Below are 18,327 nucleotides of genomic sequence, written 5' to 3'. Positions count from 1 at the left end.
GGTCAAACGTTCTGCTATTGATTCTATTACCTGCATGCCCGCTTCCGACCATGCTGCTAACAAAAAGCCCCTTCACAGGAAGGGGCTTTTTTAAGGAAACCTGTAGTACCATCAAGTGCCTGAATACTGAAAAGACTGTTAACAAACTGCCGTTCAGCGCACTTGAAATGGTAGCGGGGACCGGATTTGAACCGATGACCTTCGGGTTATGAGCCCGACGAGCTACCAGACTGCTCCACCCCGCATCAATCTAGGTGGACGATAATAGACCTGTAAATCAGTTTCGTCAAGGTTTATTTCGTCTTAGCTGCTTATCCCGACCTGGAGATCTGGCATTCTGTTCGCTTGCCAGTTAATCAGTTGGTGCCGAAGGCGGGACTTGAACCCGCACGACCATACGGTCACTACCCCCTCAAGATAGCGTGTCTACCAATTCCACCACTTCGGCAACAGGGGAGGCTTTTGAAGAAACGCCGTATTACTGGTCGTTGCTCTCCTCTAGCACTGGCGCAGCATTATCCACACTTCCCGAGGAATCGTCAAGCATAGGCGCGTCATTAGATTGCTGAATCAACTGCGAATCAGGTATACCCATTTCCGGTGCCTGACCGGCCTGGGTGGCAAAGTAAGCCAGGGTCAGTGACGTCACAAAAAAGCCTGCCGCCAGAATACCGGTAAAGCGGGCCAGAAAGTTGCCACTACCACGCGATCCAAAGACTGTCTGAGAGGCGCCGCCGCCAAAGGAAGCGCCAGCTTCTGCGCCTTTGCCTTGCTGTAGCAGAATGAGTACCACCAGGGCGATCGCAATCACCACATGAACCATCAAAATTATTACTTGAACTTGCATGAGCTTATCCTGCTGACTGACAAATAGCGTAGAAGTCGTCGACCTTGAGCGATGCACCGCCCACGAGGCCGCCGTCGATGTCTGGCTGAGCCAAAAGCTCAGCCGCATTTCCTGCGTTCATGCTGCCACCATAAATCAGACGCAGCTGCGCTGCCAACTGGGCGTCAAAGCCCGCCTGATATTCACGAATACCGGCCATCACCTCCTGGGCCTGCTCGGGAGAGGCAGTTCGCCCTGTACCAATCGCCCAGACTGGCTCATAGGCAATGACTACCTGCTGCTGCTGGGCAGGCTCCAGACGCGCCATCACATGACCAACCTGGCGCAGCACCACCTGCATGGTCTCCCCGGCATCGCGCTCCTCGAGCGTTTCCCCTACACATAAAACAGGGGTTAACCCGACACTGAGCGCCGCATGGGTACGATCATACACATGATCATCGGTTTCATGGTAAAGCTGGCGGCGCTCTGAGTGCCCGATCAGCACCTGGCAAACACCAAATTCTCTGAGCATCTGGCCACTCACTTCTCCTGTATGAGCGCCGGAGTGAACGGGATTAAGCGTTTGCGCACCCAAAGCAAGCCGGGTGCCCTCAAAGGCATCCTGTGCGGCATGCAGATAAGGAAAAGGCGGAATAATCGTTATATCCAGCGCTTCCGGCAGTTCGGCCTGAGCAAAATACTCACCAAACTGGCGGATGAGCTCGGCAGAACCATTCATTTTCCAGTTGCCGGCAATTAAAGGCGTTCGCATGGGAAATCCTCACTGAAAGTGGTGCAAAATGGTATAGGAGCTACGCCAGCAAGACAACCGCTATTGCTGCCTCTACTAATCCTGCTGGCGGCCACACCCCTCCTGCATGACGGCCCAGGTCATATTGACAGCATCCACATTGGGGGCCACATCATGCACACGCAGGATTTTTGCCCCGCGCTCAACTGCAAGCGCCGTTAACGCCAAGCCACCCGGCAAACGCTCCTCGACCGGGCGCTCCAGCACCTTCCCGATCATGCTTTTACGTGACGTACCTACCAGCAGCGGACAACCCAAAGTCTGCAGGCGCTCCATATGTTTAAGCAGGCGCAGGTTATGCTCTACTGTCTTGCCAAAACCAAACCCCGGGTCCAGAAGTAACCTGTTTTTGCGCAAGCCAGCAGCCTCGCATATTCCCATGCGCTGCATGAGATAATCAGCCACCTCATCTTCAATCGCGCGCTCATAGCGGGGAGATTGCTGCATGGTCTGAGGCTCACCCTGGCGGTGCATCAAGCACACCGGCAAGGCGCTAGCGGCGGCTGCAGAAAGAGCGCCTTCCAGCTCAAGGGCACGCACATCGTTCAACATGCCTGCCCCCAGCGCGGTAACTTCGCGCATGACACTGGCACGACTGGTATCCACCGACACCAGCGCGTCCAGTTCGCGCACCAGCGCCTCGACCACAGGCGCAACACGGTCAAGCTCCTGCTGCTCTGGCACCGGCGAAGCGCCTGGGCGAGTCGACTCGCCACCAACGTCAATAATGGCAGCACCCTCAGCCAGCATCCGCTCAGCGTGGCGCAAGGCCTCATCCAGAGAGGCGTGCTGCCCGCCATCAGAGAAAGAGTCGGGGGTTACATTGAGTATCCCCATGACCCGCGGGAAGGAAATATCCAATAAATGACGACCGCAGCGCAACTGCTCAGCATCTGCAGGTGAATGGACGCCGCCTGCAGAAAAATGTGACGTTGAAGTGGGCGCTGAAACTGATGAAGTATTCGGGATCATGCAATAGCCTGGTCAATTAGGAAAGTGGACAGGAACCATCCTGAAGGTCATAAAGACGAAGATCATAAAGACAGAGGGCCGATCTTTTCTTGCCGAACAAAAAGGCGCCCCAGAACGGGGCGCCATATTTTGCCTGACAAAGGATTCAGGGCCCTGCGGGACCCCCTAACGGGTCGGAGGGACGACGACGAGGCTCGTCATCGTCTTCGCCCTCATCGCCAATATCATTACCTTTATCGTCAGCGCCACCATCGGTTCCACTGCCGCTGCTACCCGATACCTCTTCCTTGGGTTTCTCAGCAGGCTGCTTGTCAGTAACCGGTGAGTTACCACCGGTTGAATCTCCTTCGTTCCAGTCTTCAGGAGGACGTGGCGTACGGCCTTCCATAATATCCTTCAACTGGGTGGCATCAATGGTTTCATATTTCATCAAGGCATCTGCCATGGCATCAAGCTTATCGCGGTTGTCCTCAAGAATCTTCTGCGCCTGCTCATAGCAGCCATCTATGATCTTGCGGACTTCCTTATCAAGACGTGTCGTGGTTTCCCCAGACTTCATCTTGGCACCACCCTGGCTGGAACCGAGGAACTGATGAGACTCGTCTTCATCATAAAGAATCGGACCCATCTCGTCCGAGAGCCCCCACTTGGCCACCATGTTATGGGCAAGCTCGGTAGCCCGCTTGATATCGTTGGAAGCACCGGTGGTGACACCGTCTGGACCAAGCGTCATCTCTTCAGCGATACGCCCACCAAACAGCGAACAGATCTGGCTTATAATCTGCTGACGAGACAGACTGTAGCGGTCTTCCTCTGGCAGAAACATGGTGACACCCAGAGCGCGACCACGAGGAATGATGGTCACCTTATAGACCGGGTCATGCTCAGGCATTACCAGGCCGATAATCGCATGGCCGGATTCGTGATAGGCGGTATTCAGCTTTTCCTTACTGGTCATCACCATGGACTTGCGCTCCGCGCCCATCATGATCTTGTCCTTGGCCTGTTCAAGCTCATCCATGCCAACAAGACGCTTGTTACCACGAGCGGCAAACAAGGCTGCCTCATTGACCAGGTTGGCCAGATCAGCACCGGAAAAGCCTGGCGTGCCACGGGCAATCAATTGCGCCTTCACATCTTCTGCCAGCGGCACTTTGCGCAGGTGGACACCTAATATGTGTTCGCGGCCGCGGATATCCGGCAGACCCACCGTCACCTGACGGTCGAAGCGACCTGGGCGCATCAGCGCTGGATCAAGCACATCAGGGCGGTTGGTGGCAGCAATGACGATGATGCCTTCGTTGGCCTCAAAACCATCCATTTCAACCAACAGCTGGTTAAGCGTTTGCTCACGTTCGTCATTGCCGCCGCCCATACCAGCGCCACGCGAACGACCGACGGCATCAATCTCATCAATAAAGATAATGCAAGGTGCCTGCTTTTTGGCCTGCTCAAACATGTCGCGTACACGAGAAGCACCCACACCCACAAACATCTCAACGAAGTCCGAACCGGAGATCGAGAAAAAGGGCACTTTTGCTTCACCGGCTATCGACTTGGCAAGCAGCGTTTTACCCGTACCCGGCGGGCCTACCATCAGCACGCCGCGCGGAATCGTACCGCCTAGACGCTGAAACTTGGTCGGGTCACGCAGGAAGTCGACAAGCTCTTCAACTTCTTCCTTAGCCTCGTCACAGCCTGCAACATCAGAAAAAGTCGTCTTAATCTGATCCTGTGAAAGCAGCTTGGCCTTGGATTTGCCAAAGCTCATCGGGCCGCCTTTGCCGCCTCCAGCGCCACCCTGCATCTGTCGCATGAAAAAGATAAAAATAGCCAGTATCAACAGAATCGGGAAGCTGGCGATCAGTAAGCGCGTCCAGATACTTTGTTGATCGGGTTCCTTGCCTACAACGGTCACGTCATTGGCCAACAGATCATCCATCAACTTGGGATCATCAGCAGCCGGACGAATCGTCTGGAAGGTAGAACCATCCGTACGCTCACCATTGATGGTGTAGCCATCAATGGTTACGTTACGCACCTGTTGATTTTGCACCTGCTGCACGAACTGTGAGTAGTTCATGGTCTGCGGCGCCGTTTCGGTACTGAAGTTGTTGAACACCGTCAGCAGTACTGCTGCGATGACCAACCAGAGAATCAGGTTCTTTGCCATATCGTTCAAGGGGCTACCCTCATTACAAGAATCTTTCGGTTAACGCTCATTACTTAGACAATACACCAGTAATAAGCGTTCAACCATTGCCAAAGCGAATATCGCCTTGGGCCATATGCATCAAACTTGATCAAAAATCGTCCTTTTACAGAACATACTTTGACACAACTTAGACACGGAGTGCGACAAGGTTTCTAACTATTAGACTGATAGCCTGTCACTATCATTCACAGGGACTGAGTTGATGAAAAACCAGCGTATTACTTTTTGAATCCTTCAGCCAGTAGATAAACCTCACGTGAGCGTGCACGGGAAGCCTCCGGCTTGCGAGTCACCACGCGCTGAAAATCGTGACGCAGTGCCCTCAGGTAATCATCAAAGCCCTCCCCCTGAAACACCTTGGCCAGAAAACGGCCACCGGGCGACAAGGTCTCACGCGCCAACTCCAGTGCCAGCTCGACAAGATACATGGCCTGGGGCTGATCAATCGCTGCCATACCACTCATATTGGGGGCCATATCCGACATCACAAGGTCAACCGGGCGATTCTGCAGGCGATCAAGAATCCCGTTAAGCACCGGCTCTTCGGTAAAATCACCCTGAATAAAGTCGACGCCTGCCAGCGCATCCATTTCCAGAATATCCGAGGCAATCACGATACCCTTGTCGCCAACCCGCTCAGCCGCTACCTGGCTCCAGCCACCGGGCGCCGCGCCCAGATCGATTACCGTCATCCCTGAGCGAAACAGTTTATCCTTTTCATCCAATGCCAACAGCTTATAACTGGCACGGGAACGATAACCATCCTGCCAGCTCTGTTTGACGTAAGGATCATCAAAATGCTCTTTCATCCAGCTTGCGCTGGTCTTGCTTGCCTGCTGTTTACGATCTTTAGACTTATGCTGCATAAGAAATCTGGTGGTGGAAGTCAGGAAAGGAGCTTTCACCTTGCGGCATTTCACCGTAAGATGGAACGTTAAGCGCAAACTGGGATACCGCACGATACCATGAGCTTGTCACAGGCACAAAAGAAAGCATTCCGCAGCATCGGCCATCACCTTAACCCGGTGGTAACCGTTTCTGAAAACGGCATTTCAGAAAACTTGCTGGCTGAACTCGACCGCGCATTGCGCGACCATGAACTGATCAAGGTAAAGCTGGCCATTCCTGAACGCGAGGATCGCGCCGCCGTACTGGAGAGCCTGCTCGCGGAGCTACCCGGCAATGCCAAGGCTGAACGGGTACAGACCATAGGCAAGATGGCGCTGCTCTATCGCCGTAACCCGCATGCAAACCCCAAGCTTTCCAATATCAGCCGTTTCGAGAACCACCACGGACGTTTCTAGGGTCTGTTGCCGGTAAAAGCCGAAAACTTGCTACCCACCTGCTATTGACAAAAAAGGCCCCGCTGCGCGATTGGCAGCGGGGCCTTTTTTTCATGGCTCAGTCAAAGGTGCTCAACACCTTCAATTTCATATTCCACGTCGCCGCCGGGCGTCTTGACCACAACGACATCACCTTCTTCCTTGCCAATCAGGGCTCGGGCAATCGGTGACGTTACCGAAATCCGCCCGGATTTAATATCCGCCTCATCCTCACCCACGATGCGGTAGGTCACCTGTTCATCGCTATCCAGGTTGAGCAATTCAACTGTTACACCGAAAATCACCTTGCCGGTTTGCGGTAACTTGGTCACATCAATAACCTGGGCGCTGGAAAGTTTGCTCTCGATCTCCTGAATACGCCCTTCAATAAACCCCTGCTGCTCACGTGCCGCATGATATTCGGCGTTTTCCTTAAGGTCGCCGTGCTCACGCGCTTCCGCGATAGCGGCAATCACCTGAGGACGCGCTTCGCCCTTGAGGTGATTGAGTTCTTCACGAAGGCTTTGTTCTCCCGCAACCGTCATCGGGACCTTATTCATTGACTTGCTCCTGCGTGCAATTCCTGAAGGCGCCGCACCGTAATCTCCCGACCGTACTCAAGCGCCATACACACAGCATTAGCGCCCGCCAGGGTGGTGGCATAGGGCACCTTGCGTGACAGCGCAGTACGGCGAATGACCGAAGAATCGTTAATCGCCTGGCGACCTTCGGTAGTATTAACGATGTAGGCGATTTCGTCGTTCTTGAGCAGATCGACGATATGCGGCCGGCCTTCATAGACCTTGTTGACATGCGTAACGGAAAGACCGACAGCCTCTAGAGCGGCTGCCGTTCCCCGCGTTGCACATAGTGTGAAACCCAATGTTAGCAGAGAACGGGCCACTTCGATAATCCCCTCCTTGTCCGGTTCACGCACCGACAGGAATGCCATACGCTCCCCCTCCAGGGCTGGAATGGCCTCACCAGCGCCCAGTTGCGCCTTGAAAAAGGCTTCTGCAAACGTATCCCCAGAGCCCATCACCTCGCCTGTTGACTTCATTTCAGGGGAAAGAATCGGGTCAACGCCCTGGAACTTGTTGAACGGGAAGACCGCTTCCTTGACGCTATAGAAATGCGGGATGATTTCTTTCTCAAAACCCTGCTCTGCCAATGTTGTACCGGCCATGCAGCGGGCAGCAATCTGCGCCAGCGAAGTACCAATGCATTTGGACACAAAGGGCACGGTACGTGAGGCACGAGGGTTGACCTCAATGACATAGATCTCGCCATCCTGCCAGGCCAGCTGAACATTCATCAGCCCTTTGACGCCCAGCTCCACAGCCATGCGTTTGACCTGATCACGCATTTCATCCTGCACATCGGCAGGCAGTGAGTAAGGCGGCAGCGAACAGGCGGAATCACCGGAGTGAACCCCCGCCTGCTCCACGTGCTGCATGATGCCGCCAATGACAACCTGTTTGCCGTCGGACACCGCATCAATATCCACCTCGACAGCCGCGCTCAGGAAATGATCGAGCAGGACCGGTGAGTCATTGGATACCTTGACCGCATTGGTCATGTAGTTCTCAAGCTCGGAGGCATCATAGACGATCTCCATGGCACGACCGCCCAGCACGTAGCTGGGACGCACCACCAGCGGGTAGCCAATTTTCTCGGCCTTGGCAAAGGCATCATCAAAGCTGCGCGCCGTGGCATTGGGCGGCTGCTTGAGGCCGAGTTTATCAATCATCACCTGGAAGCGCTCACGGTCTTCGGCACGGTCGATAGCATCCGGCGTGGTACCGATAATGGGTACCCCAGCCGCTTCAAGCTCACGCGCCAGTTTAAGCGGCGTCTGACCACCGAACTGAACAATCACGCCGACCGGCTTTTCTTTATCGGCAATTTCCAGCACGTCCTCCAGGGTGACCGGCTCAAAGTAGAGGCGATCAGAGGTGTCATAGTCGGTCGACACGGTTTCAGGGTTACAATTGACCATGATGGTTTCATAGCCGTCATCGCGCATGGCAAAGGCAGCATGCACGCAGCAGTAGTCGAACTCGATACCCTGACCGATACGGTTAGGGCCGCCACCCAACACCATGATCTTCTGACGGTCGGAAACCTCTGCTTCGCACTCCTCTTCATAAGTGGAGTACATATAGGCCGTATCTGAAGCAAACTCAGCCGCACAGGTATCGACCCGCTTGTAAACCGGACGAATGCCCACTGCCTGGCGGTTTTTACGGAACTCTTTTTCCGAAACGCCCAGTAGTCTGGCCAGCCGCGCATCGCCAAAGCCCTTGCGCTTGAGCTGGTACAGCTCACGGGCGGAAAAATCAGACAGGGAGCGCTTGGCAACCGCACTTTCCGCCAGCACCAGGTCTTCCATCTGCACCAGGAACCAGGGGTCAATATTGGTCAGTGCAAACACCTCATCAACACTCATGCCTGCGCGCATGGCGTCTGCCACGTAAAAAATACGCTCAGCACCCGCGGCCTGCAGCTCCCCCTGGATTATTGCCATATTCTCCGGGGTAAAATCGGTAATGATCGGATCCAGGCCGTCATTGCCGGTTTCCAGCCCGCGCAGGGCTTTCTGGAGCGATTCCTGGAAGGTGCGGCCAATCGCCATTACCTCGCCCACTGACTTCATCTGGGTGGTCAGACGATCGTTGGCCTGAGGGAATTTTTCGAAGGTGAAGCGCGGAATCTTGGTCACGACGTAATCAATTGACGGCTCGAACGATGCGGGCGTCCGACCACCGGTGATATCGTTCTGCAATTCATCCAGCGTGTAACCGACCGCCAGTTTGGCGGCGATCTTGGCAATCGGGAAGCCGGTCGCCTTGGAGGCCAGCGCCGATGAACGTGATACACGCGGGTTCATTTCGATCACCACCAGGCGGCCGGTTTTCGGATCCATACCGAACTGGACATTGGAACCGCCGGTTTCCACTCCGATCTCACGCAGCACGGCCAGGCTGGCGTCACGCATGATCTGGTATTCTTTATCCGTCAGCGTCTGCGCAGGGGCAACGGTAATCGAATCACCGGTGTGGACGCCCATGGGGTCAAAATTCTCAATCGCACAGACAATGATGCAGTTGTCCTTCTTGTCCCGCACCACTTCCATTTCGTACTCTTTCCAGCCCAGCAGCGATTCATCAATCAGCAGTTCATGATTGTTGGAAAGCTCGAAACCGCGGGTGCAGATTTCCTCGAATTCTTCCTTGTTGTACGCCACACCGCCACCGGACCCCCCCATGGTATAGGAAGGGCGAATAATGGTCGGAAAGCCCAACTCGGCCTGAATCTCCCAGGCCTCACTCATGGTATGCGCCACTTTTGCCTTCGGGCACTCCAGACCAATGCGTTTCATTGCCTGGTCAAACAGGTCGCGATCTTCTGCCATGTTGATGGCATCCGCATTGGCGCCAATCATCTCGACGCCATATTTCTCCAGTACGCCGTGCTTTTCCAGGTCAAGCGCGCAGTTAAGCGCCGTCTGCCCGCCCATGGTCGGCAGGATGGCGTCCGGCGTTTCGGCTTCGATAATTTTCTCGACCGCCTGCCAGGTAATCGGCTCGATGTAGGTGGCATCGGCCATGACCGGGTCAGTCATTATGGTGGCCGGATTGGAGTTCACCAGCACGACGCGGTAACCCTCCTCGCGCAACGCTTTACACGCCTGGGCGCCGGAATAGTCAAACTCACAAGCCTGGCCGATGACAATCGGGCCAGCGCCAATAATCAAGATGGTGTTAATGTCGGTACGCTTGGGCATATCGGTTCCCGCAGAAATGATGACGATAAATCAGATGCTTCCTGACCCTGAGTAAGTATGCTGGCCGGTTAGCGACGCGCCTGCATCATGCTGACAAAGCGGTCAAACAGCGGCGCCACATCGCGCGGACCGGGGCTGGCTTCAGGATGGCCCTGAAAGCTGAAAGCCGGCCGGTCGGTACGCTCGATCCCCTGAAGAGTGCCATCAAACAGTGAACGATGCGTGGCGCGCAGGTTAGCCGGCAGGCTGGCTTCATCGGCGGCAAACCCATGGTTCTGGCTGGTAATCATGACTCGCCCGCTATCCAGATCCTGTACCGGGTGATTGGCACCATGATGACCGTGACTCATCTTGATGGTTTTGGCGCCGGACGCTAATGCCAGCAACTGATGACCCAGGCAGATGCCAAAGACAGGTATCTCTGTCTCAAGCACCTCTTGAATAGCCTTGATAGCATAGTCGCAGGGCTCCGGGTCACCCGGGCCGTTAGCCAGAAAGATACCGTCCGGTTGCATGGCCAGCACCTCGGCAGACGGCGTCTGTGCGGGTACTATGCTGAGGCGGCAGCCACGAGAGGCCAACATGCGCAGGATGTTGCGCTTGACGCCGTAGTCGTACGCCACCACATGGAAAGGGCGTTCGCTGAGTGAGGTGTCAGCATAACCTTCACCCAGTGTCCATTCACCTTCGCGCCATTCATAGGGCGACTGGCAGGACACCACCTTTGCAAGGTCCATCCCTTTCAACCCAGGAAACCCCTTGGCAGCGGTCAATGCCCGCTCTACCGCATCGTCGCCCTCTGCGTCTGCGCCCGCCAGTATCGCCCCGTTCTGGGCACCTTTATCGCGAAGGATGCGGGTTAATCGACGCGTATCAATATCGGCAATGCCCAGTACGTTCTGGCTGACCAGATAATCAGACAGGGTCTGCTCTGAGCGGAAGCTGCTGGCCAGCAGCGGCAAGTCGCGAATCACCAGCCCCGCCGCCGCAATGGCGCCAGATTCAACGTCTTCAGCGTTAACGCCGGTGTTGCCGATATGGGGATAGGTCAGAGTCACGATCTGGCGGGTATAGGAGGGGTCGGTAAGGATTTCCTGATAGCCGGTCATGGCCGTATTGAACACCACCTCACCGCTGGTCTTTCCTTCGGCGCCGATCGCCGTGCCGTGAAATACGCTGCCATCTTCCAGGGCCAATATTGCGGGTTTGCTCAATGCGGGGTTATTCAAGACAAGTCCTCCCATGCTGGTAGGCGCCGCAAGGCGCAGGCTCGGCAATCTGATAACAATGGTGACTGGGCAACCATCGGGTCGTAAAAAAGCGGGACGAAGCCGATTAAATAAACCGGTCTCATCCCGCTTGTTGTTTTTTCACTGTGCTGCTGCATGCTACTGGCATCGCTGAATGTGGCCAGCGCAACAAGCGCTGTCTCTCAAGGTGCTCTAATCGCCACCAAGGCAAAATTTTCGGAATACTACAGGTTTTGTGGCCATTCGGCTAGCCCCTATCGCCTTTGACACCCTACGGCGCATCAGGCATCAACGCCCAACCCGAGCACATCCTGCATGTCGTAGCGGCCGTTAGGCTGTGACGCCACCCAGCGGGCGGCGCGCACGGCGCCCTTGGCAAAGGTCATCCGACTGGAAGCCTTGTGGGTAATTTCAATCCGCTCACCTTCCGTGGCAAACATCACGGTGTGCTCACCGACGATGTCACCCGCTCGCACAGTGGCAAAACCGATCTCTTTATCAGTACGCGGACCACACTGTCCGACCCGTTCAAACACGCCGTGCTCTTTGAGGGTACGACCAATACTCCCAGCCACCACTTCCCCCATCTTGATCGCCGTGCCAGAGGGCGAATCTATTTTATGGCGGTGGTGCGCTTCGATAACTTCAATATCATAACCTTCATCACCCAGCGCCCTGGCAGCGGTTTCCAGAAGTTTCAGCGTCAGGTTGACCCCCACGCTCATGTTGGGTGCAAACACCATGGGCACTCGCTCACGGTAGCTATCCAGCTGGGCAATCTGTTCATCACTCATGCCCGTGGTACCAATCACCATCCGCTTGCCATGCTCGGCACAGTACGCCAGGTTCGCCAGGGTAACCTCAGGCGCGGTGAAGTCGATCAGCACCTCGACGTCATCTGCCAGTGCCGCCAGAGAATCCACGGCGGCGACCCCTTTCTTTCCTACCCCCGCCAACTCACCGATATCAGCGCCGGCCAGCGAACTTCCCGGCTCCACCACGCCGCCAGCCAGCGTCGCTTCTGGGTCCAGCTCCACGGCATTAACAAGTGTGCGGCCCATACGTCCAGCCACGCCAACAATGGCAATTCGGGTCATGGAAACTCCTGTTGTGTCCTTGAGGATTAAATGAGAACCAGTATACCAGAAAGCAAAACCCCCGATGACGCGAGTCACCGGGGGTTTAACATCCACCTGACACCCTAGGGTTTCATATCTTCAAAGAACTTCTTCACACTGTCGAAGAAACCGGTCTTCTTGGGCGAGTGGCTGTGGCTATTGCTACCGTCAAAACTTTCCTGCAACTGGCGAAGCAAATCTTTCTGCTCGTCGTTGAGGTTGACCGGGGTTTCCAGTACCACCTTGCACAGCAGGTCGCCGGGGGCACCGCCGCGTACCGGCTTGACGCCCTTGCCACGCAGCCGGAAGAGCCTGCCGGTCTGGGTTTCCGGCGGAATCTTCAGCTTGACGCGGCCATCCAGAGTGGGCACCTCGAGCTCGCCCCCCAGGGCTGCATCCACAAAGTTGATGGGTACATCACATTGCAGGTGTTTGCCATCACGCTGGAAGATGTGGTGCGGTTTGATGGATGCCTGGACATACAGATCACCCGGCGGGCCGCCATTAATACCGGCTTCACCCTCACCGTTCAGACGTATGCGGTCACCGGTATCCACACCTGCCGGGATCTTGACTGACAGGGTACGGGTCTCACGCACGCGGCCTTCACCGTTACATTTATGGCAAGGCACTTTAATGTGCTGGCCACTGCCGTGACAGGTCGGGCATGTCTGCTGAACCGCAAAAAAGCCCTGCTGCATACGTACCTGGCCATGGCCATGGCAGGTGGGGCAGGTTTCCTTGCTGGAGCCCGGTTCGGCACCATCACCGTCGCAGCGATCGCAGTTGATATGGCGTGGCACCCGGATATCCACCGTGGTGCCCGCCACAGCGCTTTCCAGATCAAGCTCCAGGTTGTAGCGCAAATCGGAGCCACGCGCCGGGGCATTGGGGCCGCGCCGACGGCCACCGCCACCTCCGCCGAAAATATCACCAAACACATCGCCGAAGATGTCGCTGAAATCACCGGCACCACCGCCGCCAAAGCCACCGCCGCCAAAGCCGCCACCCTGGCCATCGACACCGGCGTGGCCAAACTGGTCATAGGCAGCGCGTTTTTCACTGTCGGTAAGCACTTCGTAGGCTTCCGAGACTTCACGGAATTTTTCAGCCGACGTGTTATCGTCAGGGTTTCGATCGGGGTGATATTTCTGGGCCAGGCGGCGGTAGGCCTTTTTGATCTCTTTCTGATCGGCCCCTTTATCGACCCCCAGGACTTCATAATAATCGCGCTTGGACATGGGTCCTACGCCTCCTGGTTAGCTATACATTCTGATTAGCTACGCATTCATTCAAACGTCATGACCGGAAACAGCAACGCGGGAGTAATCTCCCGCGTCACCGCTTTCCTTGACAGAAAGAGGGTGTTTACTGCTTTTTCTTGTCGTCGTTGACTTCTTCATACTCGGCGTCAACCACGTCTTCTTCCGGCTTGGCGTTCTCGGCGTCGTCACCCTCTGCCTGCTGCGCGGCTTCAGCCTGCTCGGCGTACATCTTCTGCGCCAGCTGACCGGAGGCTTCCGTCAGTGTATCCAGTTTCTTCTGGATATCGTCCTGATCGTCACCCTTGACGGCTTCTTCAAGCTCGCCGATAGCGGCCTCGATAGCCTGTTTCTCGTCATCGGTTGCCTTGTCGCCTGCTTCAGTCAGCGTCTTGCGTGTGGCATGAATCATGCTGTCTGCCTGGTTACGCAGCTGCACCAGCTCTTCGAACTTCTTATCTTCGTCCGCGTGAGCTTCAGCGTCGCGCACCATCTGCTCGATCTCGTCATCGGTCAGACCGCTGGACGCCTTGATGACAATCGACTGCTCCTTGTTGGTCGCCTTGTCTTTGGCAGACACGTTCAGGATACCGTTGGCATCGAGATCAAAGGCCACCTCGATCTGCGGCACACCGCGCGGTGCCGGCGGAATATCAGCCAGGTCGAAACGGCCCAGTGATTTGTTCTGCGACACCTGCTTGCGTTCACCCTGTACTACGTGGATGGTGACCGCAGTCTGGTTGTCATCTGCCGTGGAGAAGGTTTGCGTCTTCTTGGTCGGGATGGTGGTGTTTTTCTCGATCAGCGGGGTCATTACGCCGCCCATGGTTTCGATACCCAGGGTCAGCGGCGTGACGTCGAGCAGCAGTACGTCCTTGACGTCACCGCCCAGAACACCACCCTGGATCGCCGCACCGACAGCCACGGCTTCATCCGGGTTGACGTCCTTGCGAGCGTCCTTACCAAAGAAGTCAGCCACTTTCTGCTGAACCTGTGGCATACGCGTCTGGCCACCGACCAGAATCACCTCATCCACATCACCTGCAGACAGGCCAGCGTCTTTCAGAGCGACCTTGCAGGGCTCGAGCGAACGCTGAACCAGATCTTCCACCAGGGATTCCAGCTTGGCGCGGGTCACCTTGACGTTCAGGTGCTTGGGCCCGGTGTTGTCTGCCGTGATGTATGGCAGATTGACATCAGTCTGCTGAGCGCTTGAAAGCTCGATCTTGGCTTTCTCGGCGGCTTCTTTCAGGCGCTGCATGGCCAGATTGTCGCCGGACAGGTCCATTCCACTGTCAGCCTTGAACTGGTCGACCAGATAGTTGATCAGCGCGAGATCAAAATCCTCGCCACCCAGGAAGGTGTCACCGTTGGTCGCCAACACTTCAAACTGGGTTTCGCCGTCAACATCAGCGACTTCGATAATCGAAATATCGAAAGTACCGCCACCCAGGTCGTAAACCGCGATGGTCTTGTCACCGCGTGACTTGTCCATGCCATAGGCCAGTGCAGCAGCCGTCGGCTCGTTGATGATGCGCTTGACTTCAAGACCGGCAATGCGACCGGCATCCTTGGTAGCCTGGCGCTGGCTGTCATTGAAGTAAGCCGGAACGGTAATGACTGCTTCAGTCACTTCTTCGCCGAGATAGTCTTCGGCAGTTTTCTTCATTTTCTTGAGGACTTCCGCGCTGACCTGCGGCGGCGCCATCTTTTTGTCTTTTACATCGACCCAGGCATCACCGTTATCGGCTTCAGTGATCTTGTAAGGCACCATTTTGATGTCTTTCTGAACGACATCATCCTTGAAACGGCGGCCGATCAGACGCTTGATAGCGTACAGGGTGTTTTCCGGGTTGGTCACTGCCTGGCGCTTGGCGGCCTGGCCGACCAGTGTTTCGCCGTCGTCTGTATAGGCGATGATGGACGGCGTCGTACGGCCGCCTTCTGCGTTTTCGATGACCTTGGCGCTATCGCCGTCGAGCACTGCCACACAAGAGTTGGTGGTGCCCAGGTCAATACCAATAATGCGTCCCATAGTAGAAACCTCGAATTCGTATTTGGAAACGGATGACAAAAATGTCGTCTGAGTAATAGCGGCGGCTGAAGAATAGCCATACCGCCTGGTTGCTCTTCTATTTGGGGGCCACAAACTGCATTTCAAGGGCCCTTTCGCTTGGTTATCCTGCTTTTTGGCTTACCACCACCATTGCCGGACGCACCAGACGGCCATTCAGGAGATACCCCTTCTGCATCACGTCCATCACGGTATTCGGCTCCAGATCAGGGTTAGGTACCATGGTCATGGCCTCATGCACCTGCGGGTCAAAGGGTTCACCGTGGGGCTCGATCACCTCAACACCGAACTTGTTAAGTACATCCATCTGCATTTTAAGCGTCATGGAAACACCTTCACGGTGAACTTCTGAGGCCTCTTCCTGCATGGTTTCCAGCGCTTTCTCAAGGCTATCCACCACGGGCAGCAGTTCCTTGATGAATTTTTCCAGTGCGAACTTACGTGCTTTCTCTGCTTCCTGTTCGGCGCGCCGACGGACGTTCTGCGCTTCTGCAGCCGCGCGTAACGCTTGATCCTTGGCCTCGGCCAGGCTCTGCTCAAGCTCTTCTACCTGAGCGGCCAGGACCTGGGCTTCCGGATTTTCGTCAGCCGTCTCGACGGTACCGCCCTCATCATCAATCAGGTTTTCAAGTTCCCCCTCAGCCAGGCGCTCTTCGGCTTCCTGCTCAGGGGACTCGGACTCCTGCTCGTGGCGAGCCAACTCATCATCAAGCGGGGTTTGTGGTTCTTTGGCCATGGGATACTCCTACAAAGCTGGGTCTAAAAACGGGGACTTGAAAACCGGGTCTTGAATATGAGTCTTAAAACATGCACTGACCCGATGGTTTGCAGGGTATATGGGGGCCATAGCGCTCATCTCAAGAGCCGAACGTGAAGAGATGGCATTGAAGCGCATCATCAGCTACTGTATAAAACAACAATAATTGGATGTGTATCCAGTCATCCGTCATCCTTGATCTGCCCAGGCGCCGGGAGGAAAGCATGCTGACCCAGCTCGCGATACAGGACTTCGCCATCGTCGACCATCTTGAACTGGAACTGTGCGGAGGAATGACCGCCATCACCGGGGAAACCGGTGCCGGGAAATCGATTCTGCTGGGTGCTCTGGGGCTGTGCCTGGGCGAACGGGCAGATGCAGGCAGCGTTCGCCATGGCCGCGAGCGCGCTGACCTTTCCGCGCGCTTCGACATACATCATCTGCCTGCTGCACAAGCCTGGCTTGCCGACCGCGAGCTGAGCGACGACGAGTGCTTGCTGCGGCGCGTAATTACCGCCAACGGGCGCTCCAAGGCATGGATTAACGGCCAGCCAGCCACCATCACCGACCTCAAGTCGCTGGGTGAGCACCTGATTCAGATTCACGGCCAGCATGCTCATCAGGCATTGATGCGGGAAGAAACCCACTTGGCACTGCTGGATGATTACGCAGGCCTCAACGCTGATGTTAGCGTCCTGACCGAGACCTTCCGTGCCTGGCAGCGTACTCGGCGACGTCTCAAAGAACTCAGTGAAGCGGGCAGCGAGATTGAAGCCAAGCGCCAACTGCTGCGCTACCAGGTAGAAGAGCTTGACCAACTGGGCCTGGAAGAGGACGAGCTTCCTCAACTGGAGGAAGAGCAGCTGCAACTGGCTCATGCCGATGAAATCCTGCGTGAAACCGAGTTTGCCACCGAATGCTGTGCCAGTGACGAAGGTGGTGCCCTAAACCTGTTACATCAAGCGCATCAGCGTTTGAGTGCGCTGCCTGGCAGCGACAAAGGCGCGCTGGCCAATACACTCAACCTGCTTGGCGACGCACAGATCCAGATCGAGGAAGCTACCAGCGAACTTTCACGCCTGGCCGGCCACACCGAACTTGACCCCGCCAGGCTGTCCTATGTGGAGGATCGCCTGGGTGATATTCACCGCCTGGCGCGTAAGCATCACATTACCCCGGAAGAACTCTATGCCTTTCACCAACAGCTGATGGCGACACTTGATCAGCTGGATACCAGCGACAATGATCTGGATGCGCTGGGAGCAAAAGCCGACGAACTTCGCGAACGCTATCGCCAGCAGGCCAGAGCGCTCAACGAGGCGCGCAAGAAAGCCGCATTCAAGCTGGGCAAGGAAGTTCAACAGCAACTCGCTTTTCTGGCCATGGACAAAGCCCACTTTGAGGTGGCCCTGCAGGCGCGAGAAACACCTGCGCCTGAAGGGCTGGATCGGGTACAGTTCCTGATCAGCGCCAACCCTGGCCAGCCGGCACGCCCCTTGGCCAAGGTAGCCTCTGGGGGTGAGCTGTCCCGGGTGAGCTTGGCGATCCAGGTGGTGGCGGCCAGCCATTCCACCATTCCCAGCCTGATATTTGATGAAGTGGATGTCGGTGTTTCCGGCGCTACCGCAGAAATTGTCGGTCAGTTGCTGCGCAAACTGGGTACAAACGGCCAGGTGATGACGGTGACCCACCTGCCCCAGGTAGCCGCCCAGGCGCACCAGCATCTGCATATTGAAAAGCGCGCCAAACGCAATACCACCCTGACCAATATGGCCCTGCTGGATGAAAGTGGCCGCATCAGCGAACTGGCCCGCATGCTGGGAGGCGTCAACCTGTCTGAACAGACCCTGGCTCATGCCCGGGAAATGCTTAACGCCAGCCAGCACCCGCCCCACTGAAGGGCTTTCCCTGACGCCCCGCATGAGAAAAA

At 56.0% G+C, this 18,327-nt stretch carries 14 protein-coding genes and 2 tRNA genes; 2 read left to right on the top strand and 14 right to left on the bottom strand.

The window, feature by feature from the left end; all coding sequences use genetic code 11:
• Positions 1-168: 168 nt before the first annotated feature.
• The 7 genes from LL947_RS01805 to rlmE form a co-directional block, all read right to left on the bottom strand.
• Positions 169-245, bottom strand: a tRNA-Met gene (locus tag LL947_RS01805).
• 116 nt (positions 246-361) lie between these two features.
• Positions 362-448 (bottom strand) — tRNA-Leu (locus tag LL947_RS01800).
• Between the two features lie 30 nt (positions 449-478).
• On the bottom strand, positions 479-847 hold the full coding sequence (gene secG / locus LL947_RS01795) for a preprotein translocase subunit SecG (protein WP_499833759.1): 369 nt from the start codon (positions 845-847) through the stop codon (positions 479-481).
• 4 nt (positions 848-851) lie between these two features.
• A complete protein-coding gene (gene tpiA, locus LL947_RS01790; RefSeq protein ID WP_404415706.1) occupies positions 852-1,601 on the bottom strand; it encodes a triose-phosphate isomerase in 750 nt (249 codons plus the stop codon).
• A 75-nt stretch (positions 1,602-1,676) separates the two neighbouring features.
• On the bottom strand, positions 1,677-2,612 hold the full coding sequence (gene folP, locus LL947_RS01785) for a dihydropteroate synthase (protein ID WP_499833758.1): 936 nt from the start codon (positions 2,610-2,612) through the stop codon (positions 1,677-1,679).
• A 145-nt stretch (positions 2,613-2,757) separates the two neighbouring features.
• Entirely contained in the window at positions 2,758-4,794 is a 2,037-nt protein-coding gene (gene ftsH / locus LL947_RS01780) for an ATP-dependent zinc metalloprotease FtsH (protein ID WP_404415703.1), read from the bottom strand.
• Positions 4,795-5,045: 251 nt separating this feature from the next.
• Complete coding sequence (rlmE, locus tag LL947_RS01775; RefSeq protein WP_404415700.1) at positions 5,046-5,693, bottom strand: 23S rRNA (uridine(2552)-2'-O)-methyltransferase RlmE; 648 nt, start codon at positions 5,691-5,693, stop codon at positions 5,046-5,048.
• A 99-nt stretch (positions 5,694-5,792) separates the two neighbouring features.
• Between rlmE and LL947_RS01770 the strand changes: the two genes are divergently transcribed.
• Complete coding sequence (locus LL947_RS01770) at positions 5,793-6,131, top strand: YhbY family RNA-binding protein (RefSeq protein ID WP_290823366.1); 339 nt, start codon at positions 5,793-5,795, stop codon at positions 6,129-6,131.
• A 101-nt stretch (positions 6,132-6,232) separates the two neighbouring features.
• Here the strand turns inward: LL947_RS01770 and greA are convergent, their stop codons facing one another.
• The 7 genes from greA to grpE form a co-directional block, all read right to left on the bottom strand.
• Positions 6,233-6,709: a transcription elongation factor GreA gene (gene greA, locus LL947_RS01765; RefSeq protein ID WP_290823367.1), complete on the bottom strand. Its 477-nt coding sequence runs from the start codon at positions 6,707-6,709 to the stop codon at positions 6,233-6,235.
• Positions 6,706-9,936 carry a carbamoyl-phosphate synthase large subunit gene (carB, locus tag LL947_RS01760; RefSeq protein WP_404415694.1) on the bottom strand — a complete coding sequence of 1,077 codons (3,231 nt, stop codon included), beginning with the start codon at positions 9,934-9,936 and terminating at the stop codon, positions 6,706-6,708. The genes greA and carB overlap by 4 nt, the downstream gene beginning before the upstream one ends.
• Before the next feature lie 68 nt (positions 9,937-10,004).
• A complete protein-coding gene (gene carA, locus LL947_RS01755) occupies positions 10,005-11,150 on the bottom strand; it encodes a glutamine-hydrolyzing carbamoyl-phosphate synthase small subunit (RefSeq protein ID WP_499834357.1) in 1,146 nt (381 codons plus the stop codon).
• A gap of 317 nt (positions 11,151-11,467) precedes the next feature.
• The gene (gene dapB / locus LL947_RS01750) at positions 11,468-12,283 is read right to left on the bottom strand and encodes a 4-hydroxy-tetrahydrodipicolinate reductase (RefSeq protein ID WP_404415691.1); all 816 of its coding nucleotides are present in this window, start codon (positions 12,281-12,283) and stop codon (positions 11,468-11,470) included.
• Positions 12,284-12,387: 104 nt separating this feature from the next.
• Positions 12,388-13,545 (bottom strand): molecular chaperone DnaJ, encoded by a 1,158-nt coding sequence (dnaJ, locus tag LL947_RS01745; protein ID WP_290823117.1) that lies wholly within the window; start codon positions 13,543-13,545, stop codon positions 12,388-12,390.
• Positions 13,546-13,672: 127 nt separating this feature from the next.
• Positions 13,673-15,601: a molecular chaperone DnaK gene (gene dnaK / locus LL947_RS01740; RefSeq protein WP_499833757.1), complete on the bottom strand. Its 1,929-nt coding sequence runs from the start codon at positions 15,599-15,601 to the stop codon at positions 13,673-13,675.
• Between the two features lie 142 nt (positions 15,602-15,743).
• Entirely contained in the window at positions 15,744-16,376 is a 633-nt protein-coding gene (gene grpE, locus LL947_RS01735; protein ID WP_290823119.1) for a nucleotide exchange factor GrpE, read from the bottom strand.
• 245 nt (positions 16,377-16,621) lie between these two features.
• On the opposite strand from grpE, the gene recN reads away from it, so the two are divergent.
• Positions 16,622-18,295 carry a DNA repair protein RecN gene (gene recN / locus LL947_RS01730; protein WP_499833756.1) on the top strand — a complete coding sequence of 558 codons (1,674 nt, stop codon included), beginning with the start codon at positions 16,622-16,624 and terminating at the stop codon, positions 18,293-18,295.
• Positions 18,296-18,327 lie beyond the last annotated feature (32 nt).

It is taken from the genome of Halomonas sp. BLK-85 (assembly GCF_044792155.1).
In the GTDB taxonomy this organism is placed as follows: domain Bacteria; phylum Pseudomonadota; class Gammaproteobacteria; order Pseudomonadales; family Halomonadaceae; genus Vreelandella.
This window is presented reverse-complemented; position numbering and strand designations above follow the sequence as displayed.